Consider the following 17,093-nt stretch of genomic DNA (forward strand, 5'->3'; position numbering starts at 1 on the left):
AGCCTCCAAGGCTCCGGCAGTCATGGGGTCTAATCAGTATGGGTCCGTCGTCCCCAACGCGGGCTGATCGTCACCTCGTCGAACAGATGCCGCCCCAGGATCACCGATGCCGCGCCGCTGCTCGCCCCGATATAGGCGACCGCGCCCAGCCCATAGGCGAGCAGCCCCGCCGATTGCGGCGGCACATGGAGCGCGTAGAGCCAGTACAGCGCAGCTCCCGCCACCACCAGCAACACCAGCCCCAACAGCCGCAAGGTCCGGTCGGCCCGGCGGGTTCGCCATCGCTCCATGCCACGTCTCCCTCTCCAACGTGGCACACCAGCTATCGGGCGCGGCATAGCAAGACGAGAGCGATTTCCCGCTTTCGCATAGCGTCGGCATAATCACCGCGCCGCACTATGCGTGCGCTATGCAATTGTCTGGAATCGCTCTCGAAACCCAATACGGCGGGGCATAGCTGAAGGCGGCGGGTGCAGGACGCCCGACCTTTGGAAGACAGATTACATGTCACGCGAACCCGATCCGGAGCCTGACGAACCGGCAACCATCCATGTCGGGCAGGACGCCGCCGGCCACTGGCTGGTGCAGGACAGCGGCCACCGCCTCGAAGGACGGTTCGTCTCGCGCGATGCCGCGATCGGCTATGCGCGCGGCGAATGCCAGATGCTCCATGCCACGCTGTGCATGGCGACCGCGCCGCTGGTCCCGTGCGTGTCCTTCGCGCCGCTCACCGATGGCGAACGGGTGGCGGCATGAGGACCACCGCCCGCATCGCTCCCGCCGCGCAGCGCATCGCGCCGCGTCTGGCCCCCATTCGCCGCGCGGTACGCGCCGACCCGCGCTGGCCGCAGATCGTCGCCGCGTTGCAGGACCTGCGCGACGCCCGTCGCCATGCGGTGCGGATCGTCGATGCCGATTGCGCCTGTGGCACGCTGCTGATCGAGGTCGCGCGCCATGCCCGCGCGATGGGCTTCACCGCGATCGAGGGGCGCGGCATCGACGGGTCGCCGGCGATGATCGGCCGCGCGCGCGCCGCCGCCGCGCGACTGCACGATCCGGCGATCGGCCTGTCGTTCGACATGACCGACATGCGCGGCGCGCTGTTGCAGGAGGCGGAGGCCCCCGCCGACCTGCTGCTGTGGCATGGCGGGCGCGATGCCGACGCCACCGGCATGGCGGCGGTGCTGGCCGCAGCCGCGACGCGGCTGATCGCCGATGGGAACAGCGCCGCATGACCCGTCGCGACCTGCGCTGGAAGGGGGCCGGGCTGGCGCTGCTCGCCCTCTCCTGCACGATGGCGGCGGCGCTCGAAGGATCGCCGCTGGCGCTCGCCTTCTTTCCCGTGGCGCTGCTCGCGCTGCCGCTACTGCTGCATGGCAAGCGGGTCGGACAGATGGTGCGCGCTGGATGGCGCGGGCATGGCCGCACCGTCGACATTCTCCACGCCGCCCGGCTGCGCCGCCGCCGTTGATTCACCCGGTCGATCGATCGCGCCGCACTGATTCAGACAATCCATGCGACACGCACGCGCGCCTACGCGATAGTGCCGCCATGGAGCTGCCGTTCATGCCGATCGAACTGACCGCCCGCGATTCCGCACGCGGCATTGCCCGGCGCTGGCGGGTGGTCGTCTATCGCGACCTGTTCGGCATACTGCTGGTCGAGACGCAATGGGGCCGCATCGGGCGGGCGGGGCAACGCCTGGTGCGCGCGTTCGTCAGCGAGGATGCCGCCCTCGCCCATGTCCGTGCGCTGCTGCGCCGCCGCGCGGGCGCGGTGCGGCGGATCGGGGTGGGCTATGCCTGATCCACGATCGGCAGCACCCCGAACGGCCGGTTGAGTACCCGCAGCACCTCATGCGCCACGAACACCCGGTTGCGGCGATAGCCGGTCCGCTCGCGCAGCACATCCGCCGCGACCAGTTGCTCGATCGCCACATTCGCCGCCGGCGGCGACACGCCCAACCGCTCCCCAAGCCGCCGGGCGGTCAGAACCGGATAGTCGGGCAGCAGGGCCAGCGTGCGCAGCGCCGCCGACCCGCCGCGATAGCGCCGCCGCCCCCGCCATGCCGTCACCAGCGCGACCAGTGCCGCGCGCGTCGCCATCAGCTCGTCGACCGTGCCCGTGACCGCATCGGCCAGAAACGTGACCATCGCGCCCCAGTCGAGCCGCTGCTGCGCCGCCGCCAGCGCGTTGTAATAGGCCTGTCGATGCGCCTCGATATAGGGCGACAGGTACAACGGTACCGTGCCGTCCGCCGCCATCATCAGCGGCAGCAGCAGCCGCCCGACCCGGCCATTGCCGTCACGAAACGGATGCACCGCCTCGAAATGGGCATGGGCAATCGCCATGCGCTCGATCAGGCTCTGCGTCATGCCCTGCATCCCCTCGCTGCGCAGATAGGCTATGGTGTCGTCCAGGCATGCCTCGATCCGCGCCGGCGGAGTCGGGTTGTAGCGCGAATAGGCGATGTCGGCGCGCGGTCCTCCGATCCACACGACGCATTCCCGCAAGGCGCCGGGCGCGTCGCGATAGCCGGGGTCGCCCTGCACCACCGCCCGGTGCAGCTCGGCAATCAGGGCGGGCGTGAAGAATACCGGCCCCTGCGCCGCCGCCTGCGGCACGAGCCGGTCGAGGATCAGCGCATAATCGCGCACCTGCCGCGCGGCGGCGCGGTCGCCGTCGTCCGCCTCCTCCTCGAGCGAGAGCAGCTCGTCGAGCGTGCTGTACGTCCCCTCGATCGACGAACTGCTCACCGCTTCGCGCCGGGTGAGCAGGCGGCTGACCATATAGGGGTCAGCCATCTCCCCGGCGAGCAGGTCGACCCGTGCCAGTGCCGCCACCGCCCGGCCATGGTCGGCCAGCCCCTGCCCGAGCGGTATCGCACCCTCGGGCGGGGGTGGCGGCACCACGCCGTAATGCGCGGCATAGGGATCCGGCAGCCGTTCGAGCCGCTCGCGGATCGCGTGGCAAAGGTCGTCGCGGTGCATCACCAATCCTTAGCATGGCATCGGCTTCGGTATCTATAATAAAGGTTATGTATTTAACCTTCTACAAACATGGTAGATTATCGCTTTTTTGAAAGCTTGTGCGCGTGCCGCTTCCCCAAAGCCAAACTAGGGCGCGCTAAATCCCCACGCTATTGCTAGGCATAAGAGCCTGCGCCATTCTCCCACCAAAGACAGGGAGATTACGCATGGCATTGTCGTTGGCGCTGATTCTGGCGCAGGTCGCCGCGCAAGCATCGCCGCCCCCCGAACCGGTCGTACAGGCACCGGAGGAGGAACCCCGCGCCGATACCGGCCGCCTCGCGCCTGCCGACACGGGCGAGATCGTCGTGACCGCCCGCCGTCGCGCCGAAACGGTGCAGCAGGTGCCGATCGCGATGTCGGTGGTCGGCGGCACGACGCTGGCGGACACTGGGGCGTACAACGTCAACCGCCTGACGCAGCTGCAACCCACGCTGCAATTCTATTCGACCAACCCGCGCAATTCGGCCGCCAATATCCGGGGGCTGGGCGCGCCGTTCGGCCTGACCAATGACGGCATCGAACAGGGTGTCGGCATTTATGTCGACGGGGTCTATTACAGCCGGATCGCATCGGCGACGTTCGACTTCACCGACACCGAACGGATCGAAATCCTGCGCGGGCCGCAGGGGACGCTGTACGGCAAGAACACGACGGCCGGCGCGATCAACATCACCACGCGCAAGCCCAGCTTCACCCCCGAAGCGCGCGTCGAGCTGACCACCGGCAATTACGACTTCATCCAGGCAAAGGCATCCGCCTCCGGCCCGATCATCGGCGACACGCTGGCGGCGCGCATCTCCGCCTCGGTCACCTCGCGGCGCGGCACGATCCGCAACACCGTACTGGGCGGCTATGCCAATGCACAGGACAATCAGAGCGTGCGCGGGCAGTTGCTGTGGAAGCCCGCCGCGAACCTCGATGTGACGCTGTACGGCGATTACGGGCACCAGAACCCCGATTGCTGCGCGCAGATCTATGTCCGCACCGGCACGACGCAGCGCCCGCTCAGCCGCCAATATGCGGCCCTTGCCGGCGCGTTCGGCTATGCCGCGCCCTCGACCGACGCGTTCGACCGGCTGACCGACCTCGACACCCCGCTGCGCGCGCGACAGGAGCTGGGCGGGGTCTCGCTGGTCGGCAATCTCGATCTGGGCGCGGCGACGCTGACCTCGGTCAGTGCGTGGCGGTTCTGGAACTGGGACCCGTCGAACGACCGCGATTTTACCGGCCTGCCGATCACCACCGTATCGGCCAATCCGTCGCAGCAGCGCCAATGGAGCCAGGAACTGCGCATCGCGTCGAACGGCCGTCGCGCGGTCGATTACGTCGCCGGCCTGTTCTATTTCCACCAGACGATCGATACGCAGGGGCTGCAGGTACAGGGGCCGGCGGCGTCGCGCTTCCTGCTCAACCCGACCGGCGCGAATGCGGCCAACCCGGCGGTGCTGAACGGCCTGACCGCGCGCAACACCATCGGCTTTTCGAACACCAGCGCGGCGGTGTTCGGCAAGCTGACGTGGCACCTGACCGACGCGCTGTCGATCGCGCCGGGGCTGCGGGTGAATTACGACAAGAAGACCGGCGATTACGTGTCGGTGATCACTACCGGCACCGGCGCGCTGCTCAACTGTTCGGCGGCGTCGCAGGCCGCCAGCAGCGTGACGCGCGACCGTTGCGGCGTGCTGGCCCCGCAAAGCTATCGCCCCGATTTCGACGACTGGAACGCATCGGGCGACGTCACCATCGCCTATGACGTGGCGCGCGACGTCCATGCGTATGCGACCTATGCCCGCAGCTATAAGTCGGGCGGCATCAACCTGTCGGGCCTGCCGCTCGATGCGAACAACAACCCGATCCTCGCGGCGGCACAGGTGAAGCCCGAACGGGTCAACCATTACGAACTGGGGCTGAAGACCCAGTGGCTCGACCGGCGCGTCACCGCCAACCTAGCCGCCTTCTGGACCGACATCGCCGATTATCAGGCGACGGTGACCAACGGACAGCTCGGCGTGCTGCGCGGCTACCTCGCCAATGCGGAAGCGGTCAGGACGCGCGGGATCGAACTCGACACCGCCTTCCGCCCGACCGAGCGGCTGAATCTCTACGCCAACGCCGCCTATACCGATGCGAAGTACGTCCGCTTCACCGACGCCCCCTGCCCGCCCGAACTGTCGGGCGGCACCGCACCGGCAACCGGCCAGCAGACCAGCCCGGCGGGCACCCCCGGCGGCGTCAGCCCCTCGGCATGCGACGTGTCCGGACAGCGCCTGCCCGGCATCTCGAAATGGGCGTTCAGCTATGGCGCCGAATATACCCTGCCGGCGAAGCTCGGCGACACCGACGGCAATGCCTATCTCGGCTTCGACGGCAGCTATCGCTCGCGCTTCTCGTCCAATCCCTCGCCCTCGGCCTACACCTATATCGACGGCTATAGCATCGCGAACTTCCGCCTCGGCTACCGCGCCGATGCCGGGTGGAATGCGTTCCTGTGGCTGCGCAACGCCTTCGACCAGAATTACTACGAGCTGCTGGCGACCCAGTCGGGCAATACCGGCCTGATCGTCGGCCAGCCCGGCGACCCGCGCACCTATGGCGTCACGGTGTCGGCGTCGTTCTGAGCGACGCGCGGCGGGCGTGGGATCAATCGTCCCACCCCGCCGCATCGCCCCCGGCGAACGACGCCAGCAGCGCGGCCCCCGGTTCGCGCAGCGCCTTCGGCACGGCGGCCAGCGCCGGATCGTCGATCCGCATCGCCGGCAAGCGCGTCGCCAGCATCCGCGCCAGCGTCTCCGCCTGAAGCCTGTCGCGGCGCTGCTTCATCACGTCGCGATCGGCCCGACCGGCAACCCACAGTTTGTGGCACAGGAACGCGCGGGGATCGGGCACCGCCATCCACAGCGGCAATCCCCGTTCGTCGATGACGATCCGTTCGACCACCGGCACATTTTCCAGCCACGCCAGCCCGGCAATCTCCACCGCCACCAGATCGTCCGCCGGCTCCCCGATCCGCGGAGGCGCACGCGCATCGGCCGGAAACCGCGTCGCCGGGGTAATCAGGTCGACCATATAGCCCGCATCGTTGACCGCCCGAAAACTGCCCGGTTCGGTCGCACGAAAGCTGCCATCCAGCCCCTGTAACAGCCCGATCAGCCCGTCCGCGCGCACATCACCGACGATCTTCAACGACCGGCGCGCATCGTACAGGATGTCGATGTCCATCGTGGTCATCGCCTCCTCGCCCAGTTGCACCCCGCCCATCATCTCATAGGCATAGAGTGCATGGGTGCCGACGATCTTCATCCCGCGGCCCAGCACCCCTTCGCGGTCGAGCCGACGGAGGATCCGTGCCGAAGTAAGCGGCACCCGGCCGAGGCGCAGCGCCCGGTTGACCGGGGCCATCTCGCGCAGCCGCTGGTCGAGCCGGTCGCGGCGTTCGCGTAACGTATCGCGCCCGGCATGGAAGGCGGCATGGGCTTCGCGCGTGCGATCATCCTCTGCGCCCAGGCTTTTCCAGACGCCATCGATCTTGCGGTATAGATAGGTCCGCTCCTTGACCGTCTTCCACGTCATCGACCCGACATAGCGCATGGTCAGTTCGCGCGTCGTGTCGCGATAGGTGGCATAGAGCTGCTCGCAATCGATCAGCTGCCGGGTCTGCTGCGCGTTCAGGTCCAACATGGCCGCACGGTTATCCCTTTTACAAAATAAATCAACGCAAAGGGGATAACGCTGTCTTAGCGGACGCCCCCCGCCCCTTCGGGCACGCACCGGAACCCTTCCCCCGCCCGCTCGCTCCACTCCCCATGACCGACGAACCTCTTCGCCCCGGCTGCGCCGTGCCCAGCGGCCGCCTGTCGCGCCTGTCCGGTTTCGGACGCCTTGCCGGCGGGATCGCGGGCGGGATGCTGGCCGAGGGCGCACGCCGCATCGCCAGCGGGGAACGCCCGCGCATGGGCGACCTGATTCTCACACCCGCCAATGCGAAGCGGATGGCCGACCGGCTGTCGCACCTGCGCGGCGCGGCGATGAAGCTGGGGCAGATGATTTCGATGGATGCGGGCGACCTGTTGCCGCCCGAACTGGCCACCATCCTCGCAAGCTTGCGCAATCAGGGGCAGACCATGCCCCCCGCGCAGCTCGACCGGCTGCTGATCGCCGAATGGGGGCCGGACTGGCGCGGCAAGCTCGCAAAGTTCGACGCGAACCCAATCGCCGCCGCCTCGATCGGGCAGGTCCACCGCGCCGAGCTGGCCGATGGCCGGCGCCTCGCGATCAAGGTGCAATATCCCGGCGTCCGCGAAAGCATCGACGCCGACGTTGATAATGTCGCCACGCTGCTGCGCGTATCGAACCTGTTGCCGCGCGAACTCGACCTCAAGCCGCTGCTTGCAGAGGCCAAGCGCCAGCTGGCCGACGAAGCCGATTATGCGCGCGAGGCGGACGCGATGCGCCGCTATGCGACAAGGCTCGACGGCGACCCGCGCTATGCCGTGCCGCGGCCCATCGAGGCGCTGACCACCACCCGTATCCTCGCCATGGACTATCTCGACGGCGCCCCGATCGAAGGGCTGGCCACCGCGCCACAGGCGACGCGCGACGCCGCGATGACCGCGCTGATCGACCTCTGCCTGCGCGAACTGTTCGAATTCGGCGAGATGCAGACCGACCCCAATTTCGCCAATTATCGCTGGCAGGCGGATAGCGGCCGCATCGTCCTGCTCGACTTCGGCGCGACGCGGCGGGTGCCGCCCGATACCGCCGATGCCTACCGCCGCCTGATCGCCGCCGGTCTGGCGCGCGACCGCGATACGATCCGCGACGTGGCGGTCGAAACCGGGTTCCTGGGGGCAGCAGCGGTGCGCGCGCACCGTGCGGCGGTCGACCGGATCATCGCCGCGATCGACGACGCGATGGCGCGGCCCGGCCCGTTCGACTTCGGCGACCGCGCCTTCGTGCCGGTAGTGCGCGAGGAGGCAAAGGCCCTCGCCGCCGACCGCGCGACCTGGCACGTACCGCATGTCGAAACGCTGTTCGTACAGCGCAAGATCAGCGGCACCGCGCTCTTGGGGGCCCGGTTGAAGGCGCGGGTCGATGTGCGGGGCATGGCGGCGCAGGCGACAGGTCGACCTGTCGACATGTAGGGCTATGGGTGGTCAGCGCGGTCCCGATGCCCGGTCGACCTCGCGGCCAGGTTTCAGGATCAATTGACCTTGCGGCCGTACCCCCGCACAGGCGGGGGGTACGGCCTGAAATTTGAAAAGCGCAGCACGATATGCCTGGGACCAGTCTGTGCCCTTGGTGTGACGACGATCTTCATCCGGCTTTCGCGCCAGCCCTTTGCTCCAAGGCCGCAATCAGTTCGTCGAAAACGACATCAAGGTCACGAACCCGCCCCGCATCGGCATCGGCGATCCCCCGCGCGATCGACGCATCGAGTGCGGCGAGACGCGCCTCGCGATCCTGTATCAGCCGGCCCCCCTCGCGCAGCACCTCGCTCTTCGAATTATAGCGCCCCTCGGCGACCAGTTTCGCCACGAATCCTTCCAGCTGCTTTCCCAGGTCCGCGCTAATCATCGCCAGTCTCCTCGCGGCCAGATACATGACGTTATCAACAGTTGATAACGCGTGAAATTGATCGCTTTCCTACACGGCACTCCCACGTCACAATCGCTTCGCTCCTGGCCTGCCCGCCCTCGAACCGCATGCCGCGCAAACCGCGTGCGGGTGTGAACTTTGTGAACTTTGGCCGGTCCCGCGCCCTCTGGACCGGTCGGCCGACCCCCGGTATCGCTGGGGCCAATCGCTGCGGGGGCAGTGTGCAATGGGGCGCGCGATGGGACAGGCCGGGGGGCCGGAGCGGATCGAGGGGTGGAAATCGATCGCGGCCTATCTGGGGCGCGACCGGTCGACCGCGATCCGCTGGGCACGCGAACGCGCCCTGCCGGTCCATGCCCTGCCCGGCGGCAAGGCACGCAGCGCCTATGCGCTGGCCACAGAGCTGGACGCATGGCGCGCCGGACAGGGCGCGCTGCCCGACCCTGTACCGGACGACCCGTCCGAAGCGCCCGTAGCCGAACCCCCTGCGCCCGCACCCGCAGCCCCCGATCTGCCCGCCCCCGCTCCTGCCCGTCCCCGCCGCCGCTGGCCTTTGGTCGCGGCGGTGGCACTACTGCTGGGCGGCGGCGCGGTGACGCTTGGCGGATGGCAGCGGGAGCGTCCCGCCCCCGGTTTCGACACCGCATCGCACGCCCGCTATGTCGCCGCGCGCGACGATGTGGCGATGCGTGCCGCCCCCCGGCTGCGCGCGGCGATCGCGACGTTGACCGCCATCGCCCGCCGCCACCCCGACCACGCCCCGACGCACGAGGCGCTGGCCGAGGCATGGCTGCTGGCCCGCGAATTCGGATCGGCCGGCGATGCGCAGGCGCTGGGCCGGGCACAGGCGGCAGCGGCGGCGGCTCGGGCGATCGACCCGGCGTCGGTGGTCGCCGACCGGGTCGACGGGGTCATCGCCTATTGGTGGTATCGCGATCCCGCCCGCGCCGGCACGCTGTTCCGCCGCGCCATCGCCCACGGGGCGAACGACCCGCTGGCGCATCTGTGGTACGCCAATATCCTGGCCGACAATGGCGAGGATGCGGCGGCGATGCGCGAGTTCGACGCCGCGCGCACCCTGTCCCCCGGCGCACCGCACATCCTGGCGGATTATGGCTGGGGCCTGTGGTCGGCGGGCCGCCGGGGGGAAGCGGACGCGGTGTTCGCGATGCTGGCGACGCGGCATCCCGACCTCGCCAGCGTGCAGGACTGCCTGAGCGTCGTCGCGCTGGCCGAGGGCGATGTCGCGGGCTATGTCCGCCACCTCACCGAACGCGCCCGGCTGCGCGCCGAACCGGAACTGGCGACCTATAGCGCGGCGCTCGGGCGCACGCTTGCCGCCGACCGCAGCGGCGATCATGCCGCGACCTATGCCGTGATCCTCAGCCGCGCGGCGGCCTTTACCCAGAATACCGACCGGCCAGACCATAGCTGGTCCGCGTTCGTCGCGGCGATGGCGGGGGACCGGGCGGCGCTGCTGGCGGTCCTGAACGATGCCCGTGCGCGCGGCGAACGCTGGGGCGCGGCGGGCTTCGTCCGGCGCATCCGCGCGCGCTATCCCGGCGACGCCGCGATCGGCAAGGCACTGGATATGCTGGCACAGGACCGCATCGAACCGGCCTGACGCCACGCAATGCGACGCTTTGCGACACCTTGCCGCCAGCGTCGACACACCGCTCCCGCTACCGTTGTCCACGGGGCAAATGGTTCGGGGGAACCGGAAAATGGCAGGGACGGATGTCGTCGCGATCACGGAAACTGTGCGCGAGCGGGAGGGGGCGGAACCGGCGCGCGACGCCTATTGGCAGGGGCAGGTCGACCACCGCGACGATGCGATGGCGCTGATCGACCGTGACGGGCGGACGCTGTCCACCACGGCGGCGTTCGATGCGCTGCTGGGCGCGGCACCGTGGAGCGGGGCGCCGGGCGAACAGGCCCGGATCGACGCCGCGCTTGCCCGCGCCACGGCACGGGTCGCGCCGGCGGCGGCAGCGGTGCGGTTCCGCCGCGGGGGCGACACGCTGATCCTGATCGTCCGGCCGATCCCGTGGGCGACGCGACTGCTCCATGCGCCGGCGGGGGTCGCGGTGGCGACGCTGCTCGCCCCCAATCGCCGCCCCGCCCCTGCGCCCCAGCTGTGGCAGGAGGCGTTCGGGCTGACGCCCGCCGAAACCACGCTGGCGACGCTGCTGATGGCCGGGCATTCGCTCGAATCCGCCGCCGCCGCGCGCGACTGCCGCCCGGCGACGCTGCGCGTCCATCTGCGGCACATCTTCCTAAAGACCGGGGTGTCGCGCCAGTCGGACCTGGTCGCGCTGCTGGGCCGCATGGGCCGGGGATATGGCATACCCCATTTGGCCTACATGCTTCGGTGTATGTCGCGCATTGCCCTCGTGCGGGATGATGCCCCCGGATTTGGGGGGAGCAGGATGCGGAGTTCGTTGATGATTGCGGCGGTCATGCTGGCCGCCCTGACGCCGGCCGACGGCGCATCGGCCCAGCGCAACCGGCGCGGCACGCAGGCGACCGAACTGGACCCGACCGGGCGCGGCGCGATCTTCGGCGTCGGGCTGGAATCGCGCGACATCGACATGATCGCCGACCAGATCGTGCGCGACCTGCTGTCGCGGCCCGACATCGTCGGCACGCCCACCCCGCCGCGCATCGTCGTCGACAGCGAGAAATTCTACAACGACAGCTCGCAGCGGATCGACCGCGACATGGTGACCGGCGCGCTGCGCGCCAGCCTCAGCCGTGCCGCCGCCGGGCGCATCCGCTTCGTCAGCCGGGAATCGATGGACATCGTGATGCGCGAGCGCGAGCTGAAGCGCACCGGCGTCGCCGACACCGGCACCCGCGGCATGACGCAGGGCGTGTCGGGTGTCGACTACCAGCTGGTCGGCAAGATGAGCTCGCTCGATTCCCGCGACATGAAATCGGGCCTGGTCCAGCGTCGGACGCAGGTCGTGTTCGAACTGGTCGACCTTGAAACCGGCGACCTGCCGTGGACCAGCCAACCCTACGTCATCCTGCGCGCCGCGGGTGACGACGTCGTCTATCGTTGAACCTGATCCGGGGGGATTTACATGCGTCGTTTCATCACCGCCGCCAGCCTGATCGCGCTGCTGGCCACGCCGTCGCTCGCCACACCGCTGCAGGATGCCGCAGCACCCGCCGCTGTCGATCCGGCTGCCGCCAAGGAAGCGGCCAAGGCGGCCAAGGCTGCCCCCAAGGCGGAGGAGCGCCGGATGCGCGAGCTGCGCGCCAAATATGGCGAGGGTCCCTATCCCGACCAGATCGCCGCCTATGCCGATGCGCGCCCCGAACCGCTGCGCCCGCTCTACCGCACGCTCTATACCGGGCGGGGAACGCAACGCGGTGCTGAATTTCCAGCGTCTCGGCCTCGCCGCGTTCGAGGGCGGCTTCTACAAGGATGCGGCATGGGCGTTCGACCAGGCGCTGGGCCGGATCGAGACGATCTATGCCAACAATCCGCAGGCGGCGACCGCGCGGTCGGTGTTCCACAATGAATCGAACAAGGATTACAAGGGCGAGCCGTACGAGCGCGCCATGGCCTATTATTATCGCGGCCTGCTGTACCTGCGCGACGGCGATTACCAGAATGCGCGCATCTCGTTCGACAATGCCGAACGGATGGACACGCTGTCCGATGCCGAGGAGTTCCAGAGCGACTTCGCCGCGATGAACTATCTCCAGGGGTGGAGCCGCCGCTGCGAAGGGCGCAACGATGGCAAGGCGCGCGAATATTTCGAGCTGGCGGCCAAGGCGCAAAAGGGCCTGACCGCCCCGGCCGAGGGCGACAATATCCTGTTCATCGCCGAACTGGGCAACGGCCCGGTCAAGGCGCGCGACGGGGCACAGGCACAGAAGCTGCTGTTCCAGGCCGGCGAGGCCTATCCCGAAACGCTGGCCACCGTCACCCATGGCCCCGCCGGCACGCCGGTCACCCTGCCGCTCATCGAGGCGAGCAGCGTCACCTACCAGGCGACGACCCGCGGCGGCCGCGCGATCGACGGGCTGATGAATGGCAAGGCGAACTGGAAGGAAGGGACCGACGGCGTCGACACCGCGCTGATGACGCAGGGGCTGATGGGCGGCGATGGCGGCGGCTATATGGCGATGGCCGGCCTTGCCCTCTCGATCTTTTCCAGCGCGATGAAGACCAATGCCGACATCCGCGCTTGGGACGGCCTGCCCGATCGGATCATGATCGGCACGGCCAAGGCAGCGTCGCCCGACTGGACCTACAACGTCGCCTATGCCGGTGAAAAAGGCCCGGTCGAGCTGAAGGGCATGAACATGCGCGCCGATGCCAAGGGGTGCGGCATCGTGTGGCTGCGCTCGCGTCCCGCCGTCTATGGCGAGGCGGTGGTCGGTGAGGATGCCGGCGTCGCCGCATCGCAGTCCCGCAAGAAGCCGGTGATCCTGAAGAACAAGGCGTTCCGCACCGCATTGGAAGGGCAGCAGCTGTGAGGATCGCGCCGGTTGCCACTGTGGCGCTGGGCGCCGCCGCGCTGCTGTTGTCGGGGCTGGTGCCCGAAACCCCGGTCGCCGCGCGGGAGAACCGGCCGCTGAAGTGCCGGATCGGCGCGGCGCGGCGGGCGCAGGCGCCGGTCGGCCCGGCGCTGGTCGCCAATGTGCCGCGCGCGATGACCCCCGTCTCGCTGGATGCGGTGCAGATGAACGACCGGGTGTGGAAGAAGGTGGTGGTCGAGGGGCTGTTCGCCCGTCGCACCCCGACCGACACGCTGGAGGTGATGGCGCGCCTGGTGAATTGTACCAAGGACCCACTGGTGGTCGAGGTACGCTCGTCCTTCCTCGACGCCGGACAGGCGCCGACCGAGCCGACTTCGGTCTGGAAGGTGGTGCATATCGCGCCGCTGTCGATGGCGACCTATCAGGAACGCTCGACCGCCACCAACGCGGTCGCGCATTATCTGATCGAACTGCGCAGCGACCAGTGATGCGCACCCACCTTCTCCCGCTGTTCGCGCTGCTGCTCGCTACCACGCCGGCCCATGGCCAGTGGCGCGACGGACGCCCGCCGATGGCCGCCCCCCGGACAGGGGATGCGCGCCGGCCAGCCCATGACGATGGACGCAGCCCCGCCCGTCGCCGATCCCGACCGCGCGGCGATCGACCGCTTTGCCGCCGCCTATGCCCGCGCCGGCCGACCGCGCGTCGCCTTGCTGTGGAACCGCGAACTGACCGCCGAGGTCGAGACGGGACACGAGGACGTGGCGACGCTGCATGTCGAGCGGGAACCGGGCCATCTCGACGCCGAACTGCGCAGCACCACCCGCGCACAGGACAGCGGCGCGCGCGCGGCAGCGGCCGACGAAGGCGCCGATTTCGACATGGAGCGCGGCCTTGCCGACGGCCTGTCGGGGGCCGGCGTCCGCCTGATCGACCGGACCGCGATCCTGCGCACCGGGGCGCTGGGCGCCGACACGACCAATGTCCAGGCGATCGAGACCCGCGCGCTGCTGGACAAGGCGGAATGGACGCTGGAGGTCGTGGCGATGAACGACGGCCGCTGGCGGATCGTCGCCCGTGACCTTGCCAGCGGACAGGTGGTGGCCCGCGGCGTCAGCGCCGGCCGCCCCGCCCCGCGCCCGATGCCGTGGGTCGCGGGCGAACACGGCTTCGTCCGCGCGACCGCCCCCGACGCCGGCCCCTATGCGGTGGGCCGCCAGATCGCGCTCGACGCGATGAAGGCGCTGGCCCGCCGCTGACCCGCTTCGCCGCCGCGCATGGTCCCGCCGCGGCGGCGGGGGCCTGATCGATCACCCCGAAAAACGTTCCGCGACATTCCGCCTTTGTACCGAACCGTACCCCTGATACCGCTATCCCCCATGGGATAACGTTTCATTTAGAAACGTAAGCGTAACGGCCGGATGAATGGAGTCCGGCATATGCGTTTCCTTACTTGCCTGACCGAAGAGCATAACCTTGCGCTGGTCGGGCTGGCGGCATGGTTCTGCCTTGTCGGGTCGATGATCACCATCCGGTTGCTCGACCGTATCCGCCATGCCGAACGCGGCACGCGCATGGCGTGGGTGTTCCTGGGCGGGGCGGCGACGGGGGCCACGATCTGGTGCACCCATTTCATCGCGATGATCGCTTATCAGCCCGGCGTAGAGGTCGCGTACGAACCGCGGCTGACCGGCATATCGCTGCTGCTCGCGATCTTTGGCAGCGCCGGCGCGCTGCACCTGACCACCCGGCGCTGGCACCCGTCGGCCGCGCTGGGCGGCGCGCTGTTCGGGCTGACGGTCAGCGTGATGCATTATGTCGGGATGCAGGCATTCGTCGCGCGCGGCATGGTGCGCTGGTCGCACGGCTATGTCGCGCTATCGGTGCTGTTCGCGGTGGCGCTGGGCGCGCTAGCGTTCGATCGGGCGCGGGCCACCGGGCGCTTTGCCGGGCCGTGGTGGGCGACCGGCCTGATGGTGGCCAGCATCGTGCTGCTGCACTTCACCGGCATGGCGGCGATGATCGTCACCCCGTTCTCCCCGGCGATCGGTCAGGTCGGATCGAGTACCGCGACGATCGTGATGGCGATCGCGGTCGCCGGGGTCGGCACGCTGGTCGTGGGTACTGGCCTTGCCACCTATATCCTCGACGCGCAGGCGCGCGCCGACACCCGCCGCCGCCTGCGCGAGCTGCTGGAGAGCAATGTCGACGGCATGGTGATCGTGCAGGGCGGCAAGGTGCTGGCGGTCAACGCCGCCCTTACCGCGCTGGTCGGTGGCGACGCGGCGGTGATCGGACAGCCGCTGGCGCGCTGGATTCCCGACATCGCCACCGCCGATCCCGACCGCATCGCCCAGCTGTCACTGACCGCGCACGACGGCACCGACATCCCGGTCGAGATCGCGGTCCGCTTCGACCAGCGGCGTGCCTGTCCGCAGACCATCTATTCGATCCGCGACCTGCGCGCCCGCATCGCGCAGGAACGCCGCATCGCCCATCTGGCGCGCAACGACAGCCTGACCGGCCTGCCCAACCGCACCTCGTTCCTCGAATGGCTGGCGCGCCAAACCGGTCCCGACAGCACGCACCGTGCCGTCGCCCTGCTGTCGATCGACCTTGATCGGTTCAAGGAAGTGAACGACATGCACGGCCATGCGGCGGGCGACCAGCTGCTGACGCGCATCGGCGAACGGATGAAGGCCGCTCTCCTCCCCGGCGAGTTCATCGCGCGCCTGGGCGGCGACGAATTCGTCGCGGTGATGCCGGTTACCGAACCCGACGACGCCGCGCAGCTGATCGACCGGCTGCGCGATGCGATCACCGCCCCGGTGATGATCGAACACAGCGGGATCGAGGCCAGTTGCGGGATGAGCCTCGGCGTTGCCCTCTGGCCGCGCGACGCGACCGAACTTTCGACGCTGATCAACAATGCCGACCTGGCGATGTACCGTGCCAAGGCGTCGATCGCGACCGATGCCTGTTTCTACGAAGAGGAAATGGACAAGACGGTGCGGCTGCGGCGGCGGATGGTGAAGGAACTGCGCACCGCGATCGATCGCGGCGAATTCTCGCTGCACTGGCAGGTGCAGGAATCGGTCGGGACCGGCGCCATCACCGGATATGAGGCGCTGCTGCGCTGGACCCGTGCGGATGGCAGCAGCGTGTCGCCGGCAAACTTCATTCCGCTGGCGGAACAGTCCGGATTGATCCTCGCGATCGGCGAATGGGTGTTGCGCACCGCCTGTGCCACGGCGGCCAGCTGGGCCGAACCGCATCGCATCGCGGTCAACCTGTCACCGGTACAGCTCGGCCATGTCGACCTGCCGCGCCTGGTGCAGCAGGTACTGCTCGACACCGGCCTGTCGCCCGCGCGGCTCGAGCTGGAGATTACCGAAACCGCGATGATCGCCGATCCGGTGCGCACCATCCATATCCTGCGCCAGCTCAAGGCGATCGGCGTGTCGGTGGCGATGGACGATTTCGGCACCGGCTATTCGTCGCTGTCGACGCTCCGGTCGTTCCCGTTCGACAAGATCAAGCTCGACCGGTCGTTCATGGCCGAACTGAACGGCGCGCCGCAATCGGCGGCGATCGTCCGCGCGGTGCTGACCTTGGGCGAGAGCCTCGACATTCCGGTGCTGGCCGAGGGGGTGGAAACGCCCGAACAGCTCGCCTTCCTGCGCGAACAGGGCTGCGACGAGGCGCAGGGCTATCTGCTCGGCCGACCGGGGCCGCTGCCGGTGCGGGGGCGGGACGGGCCAGAGCGGTTGGCGGGGTAGGACCGGCCACCACCGGTACGAAATCGCAGCGAAACGAAAGCGTTGCTCCGGACCAGTCGCTGAGCCTGCTGAAGCCACGTGTCGAAAGCGCGTCTCAAATGCTTCGATACGGATATCGGCTTTGGTTGTCCGATCCTGACGCGAGTGGTTCGTCGGATACTCAGCCCGGCACTCGATTGATCGGGTCGAC

16 protein-coding genes are annotated in these 17,093 nt (G+C 68.8%); 12 read left to right on the plus strand and 4 right to left on the minus strand.

What is annotated here, in order from left to right:
- Window positions 1–29: 29 nt before the first annotated feature.
- Entirely contained in the window at window positions 30–290 is a 261-nt protein-coding gene (locus tag AVT10_RS11615) for a hypothetical protein (RefSeq protein WP_066691422.1), read from the minus strand.
- Window positions 291–504: 214 nt separating this feature from the next.
- Here AVT10_RS11615 and AVT10_RS11620 point away from each other — a divergent pair, with 214 nt between their 5' ends.
- The 4 genes from AVT10_RS11620 (at window position 505) to AVT10_RS11635 (ending at window position 1,806) form a co-directional block, all read left to right on the plus strand.
- On the plus strand, window positions 505–756 hold the full coding sequence (locus AVT10_RS11620) for a hypothetical protein (RefSeq protein WP_066691425.1): 252 nt from the start codon (window positions 505–507) through the stop codon (window positions 754–756).
- Entirely contained in the window at window positions 753–1,235 is a 483-nt protein-coding gene (locus tag AVT10_RS11625; RefSeq protein WP_066691433.1) for a hypothetical protein, read from the plus strand. The genes AVT10_RS11620 and AVT10_RS11625 overlap by 4 nt, the downstream gene beginning before the upstream one ends.
- Window positions 1,232–1,471 (plus strand): hypothetical protein, encoded by a 240-nt coding sequence (locus AVT10_RS11630; protein ID WP_066691436.1) that lies wholly within the window; start codon window positions 1,232–1,234, stop codon window positions 1,469–1,471. Before AVT10_RS11625 ends, AVT10_RS11630 begins: the two co-directional genes overlap by 4 nt.
- 80 nt (window positions 1,472–1,551) lie before the next feature.
- The gene (locus AVT10_RS11635; protein WP_066691440.1) at window positions 1,552–1,806 is read left to right on the plus strand and encodes a WGR domain-containing protein; all 255 of its coding nucleotides are present in this window, start codon (window positions 1,552–1,554) and stop codon (window positions 1,804–1,806) included.
- On the opposite strand, the gene AVT10_RS11640 is transcribed toward AVT10_RS11635, so the two are convergent.
- Window positions 1,797–2,990, minus strand: coding sequence for a Fic family protein (locus AVT10_RS11640; protein ID WP_066691444.1), 1,194 nt, complete (start codon window positions 2,988–2,990; stop codon window positions 1,797–1,799). The genes AVT10_RS11635 and AVT10_RS11640 overlap by 10 nt on opposite strands.
- A 206-nt stretch (window positions 2,991–3,196) precedes the next feature.
- Between AVT10_RS11640 and AVT10_RS11645 the strand changes: the two genes are divergently transcribed.
- Window positions 3,197–5,650 carry a TonB-dependent receptor gene (locus AVT10_RS11645; protein ID WP_066691446.1) on the plus strand — a complete coding sequence of 818 codons (2,454 nt, stop codon included), beginning with the start codon at window positions 3,197–3,199 and terminating at the stop codon, window positions 5,648–5,650.
- A gap of 22 nt (window positions 5,651–5,672) precedes the next feature.
- Here AVT10_RS11645 and AVT10_RS11650 read toward each other — a convergent pair whose 3' ends face one another.
- Window positions 5,673–6,710: a GSU2403 family nucleotidyltransferase fold protein gene (locus AVT10_RS11650; protein ID WP_198158573.1), complete on the minus strand. Its 1,038-nt coding sequence runs from the start codon at window positions 6,708–6,710 to the stop codon at window positions 5,673–5,675.
- A gap of 125 nt (window positions 6,711–6,835) precedes the next feature.
- Here AVT10_RS11650 and AVT10_RS11655 point away from each other — a divergent pair, with 125 nt between their 5' ends.
- Window positions 6,836–8,173 (plus strand): ABC1 kinase family protein, encoded by a 1,338-nt coding sequence (locus AVT10_RS11655; protein WP_066691448.1) that lies wholly within the window; start codon window positions 6,836–6,838, stop codon window positions 8,171–8,173.
- A gap of 172 nt (window positions 8,174–8,345) precedes the next feature.
- Here AVT10_RS11655 and AVT10_RS11660 read toward each other — a convergent pair whose 3' ends face one another.
- Window positions 8,346–8,633, minus strand: a complete 288-nt coding sequence (locus AVT10_RS11660) for a type II toxin-antitoxin system ParD family antitoxin (RefSeq protein WP_232308000.1) — start codon at window positions 8,631–8,633, stop codon at window positions 8,346–8,348.
- A 232-nt stretch (window positions 8,634–8,865) separates the two neighbouring features.
- On the opposite strand from AVT10_RS11660, the gene AVT10_RS11665 reads away from it, so the two are divergent.
- The 6 genes from AVT10_RS11665 (at window position 8,866) to AVT10_RS11690 (ending at window position 16,903) form a co-directional block, all read left to right on the plus strand.
- Window positions 8,866–10,251, plus strand: coding sequence for a tetratricopeptide repeat protein (locus tag AVT10_RS11665; protein ID WP_157092763.1), 1,386 nt, complete (start codon window positions 8,866–8,868; stop codon window positions 10,249–10,251).
- A gap of 100 nt (window positions 10,252–10,351) precedes the next feature.
- On the plus strand, window positions 10,352–11,692 hold the full coding sequence (locus AVT10_RS18575; RefSeq protein ID WP_198158574.1) for a hypothetical protein: 1,341 nt from the start codon (window positions 10,352–10,354) through the stop codon (window positions 11,690–11,692).
- Between the two features lie 313 nt (window positions 11,693–12,005).
- Entirely contained in the window at window positions 12,006–13,121 is a 1,116-nt protein-coding gene (locus AVT10_RS11675) for a hypothetical protein (RefSeq protein WP_066691452.1), read from the plus strand.
- Window positions 13,118–13,612 (plus strand): hypothetical protein, encoded by a 495-nt coding sequence (locus AVT10_RS11680; RefSeq protein ID WP_232308001.1) that lies wholly within the window; start codon window positions 13,118–13,120, stop codon window positions 13,610–13,612. The genes AVT10_RS11675 and AVT10_RS11680 overlap by 4 nt, the downstream gene beginning before the upstream one ends.
- Window positions 13,613–13,735: 123 nt before the next feature.
- Window positions 13,736–14,383: a hypothetical protein gene (locus tag AVT10_RS11685; RefSeq protein ID WP_157092764.1), complete on the plus strand. Its 648-nt coding sequence runs from the start codon at window positions 13,736–13,738 to the stop codon at window positions 14,381–14,383.
- Window positions 14,384–14,563: 180 nt separating this feature from the next.
- Window positions 14,564–16,903 (plus strand): bifunctional diguanylate cyclase/phosphodiesterase, encoded by a 2,340-nt coding sequence (locus tag AVT10_RS11690; RefSeq protein WP_066691459.1) that lies wholly within the window; start codon window positions 14,564–14,566, stop codon window positions 16,901–16,903.
- Window positions 16,904–17,093: the final 190 nt, after the last annotated feature.

It is taken from the genome of Sphingomonas hankookensis (assembly GCF_001619955.1).
Taxonomy (GTDB): domain Bacteria; phylum Pseudomonadota; class Alphaproteobacteria; order Sphingomonadales; family Sphingomonadaceae; genus Sphingomonas; species Sphingomonas hankookensis_A.

Bases quoted from the DNA above. Each gene is read 5' to 3' on its own strand.
- AVT10_RS11640 (WP_066691444.1), bottom strand. From the start codon at position 2,990: ATGCACCGCGACGACCTTTGCCACGCGATCCGCGAGCGGCTCGAACGG.
- AVT10_RS11665 (WP_157092763.1), top strand. From the start codon at position 8,866: ATGGGACAGGCCGGGGGGCCGGAGCGGATCGAGGGGTGGAAATCGATC.
- AVT10_RS11620 (WP_066691425.1), top strand. From the start codon at position 505: ATGTCACGCGAACCCGATCCGGAGCCTGACGAACCGGCAACCATCCAT.
- AVT10_RS11645 (WP_066691446.1), top strand. From the start codon at position 3,197: ATGGCATTGTCGTTGGCGCTGATTCTGGCGCAGGTCGCCGCGCAAGCA.
- AVT10_RS11635 (WP_066691440.1), top strand. From the start codon at position 1,552: ATGGAGCTGCCGTTCATGCCGATCGAACTGACCGCCCGCGATTCCGCA.
- AVT10_RS11685 (WP_157092764.1), top strand. From the start codon at position 13,736: ATGACGATGGACGCAGCCCCGCCCGTCGCCGATCCCGACCGCGCGGCG.
- AVT10_RS11660 (WP_232308000.1), bottom strand. From the start codon at position 8,633: ATGTATCTGGCCGCGAGGAGACTGGCGATGATTAGCGCGGACCTGGGA.
- AVT10_RS11615 (WP_066691422.1), bottom strand. From the start codon at position 290: ATGGAGCGATGGCGAACCCGCCGGGCCGACCGGACCTTGCGGCTGTTG.
- AVT10_RS11655 (WP_066691448.1), top strand. From the start codon at position 6,836: ATGACCGACGAACCTCTTCGCCCCGGCTGCGCCGTGCCCAGCGGCCGC.
- AVT10_RS11690 (WP_066691459.1), top strand. From the start codon at position 14,564: ATGCGTTTCCTTACTTGCCTGACCGAAGAGCATAACCTTGCGCTGGTC.
- AVT10_RS11650 (WP_198158573.1), bottom strand. From the start codon at position 6,710: ATGTTGGACCTGAACGCGCAGCAGACCCGGCAGCTGATCGATTGCGAG.
- AVT10_RS11630 (WP_066691436.1), top strand. From the start codon at position 1,232: ATGACCCGTCGCGACCTGCGCTGGAAGGGGGCCGGGCTGGCGCTGCTC.
- AVT10_RS11625 (WP_066691433.1), top strand. From the start codon at position 753: ATGAGGACCACCGCCCGCATCGCTCCCGCCGCGCAGCGCATCGCGCCG.
- AVT10_RS18575 (WP_198158574.1), top strand. From the start codon at position 10,352: ATGGCAGGGACGGATGTCGTCGCGATCACGGAAACTGTGCGCGAGCGG.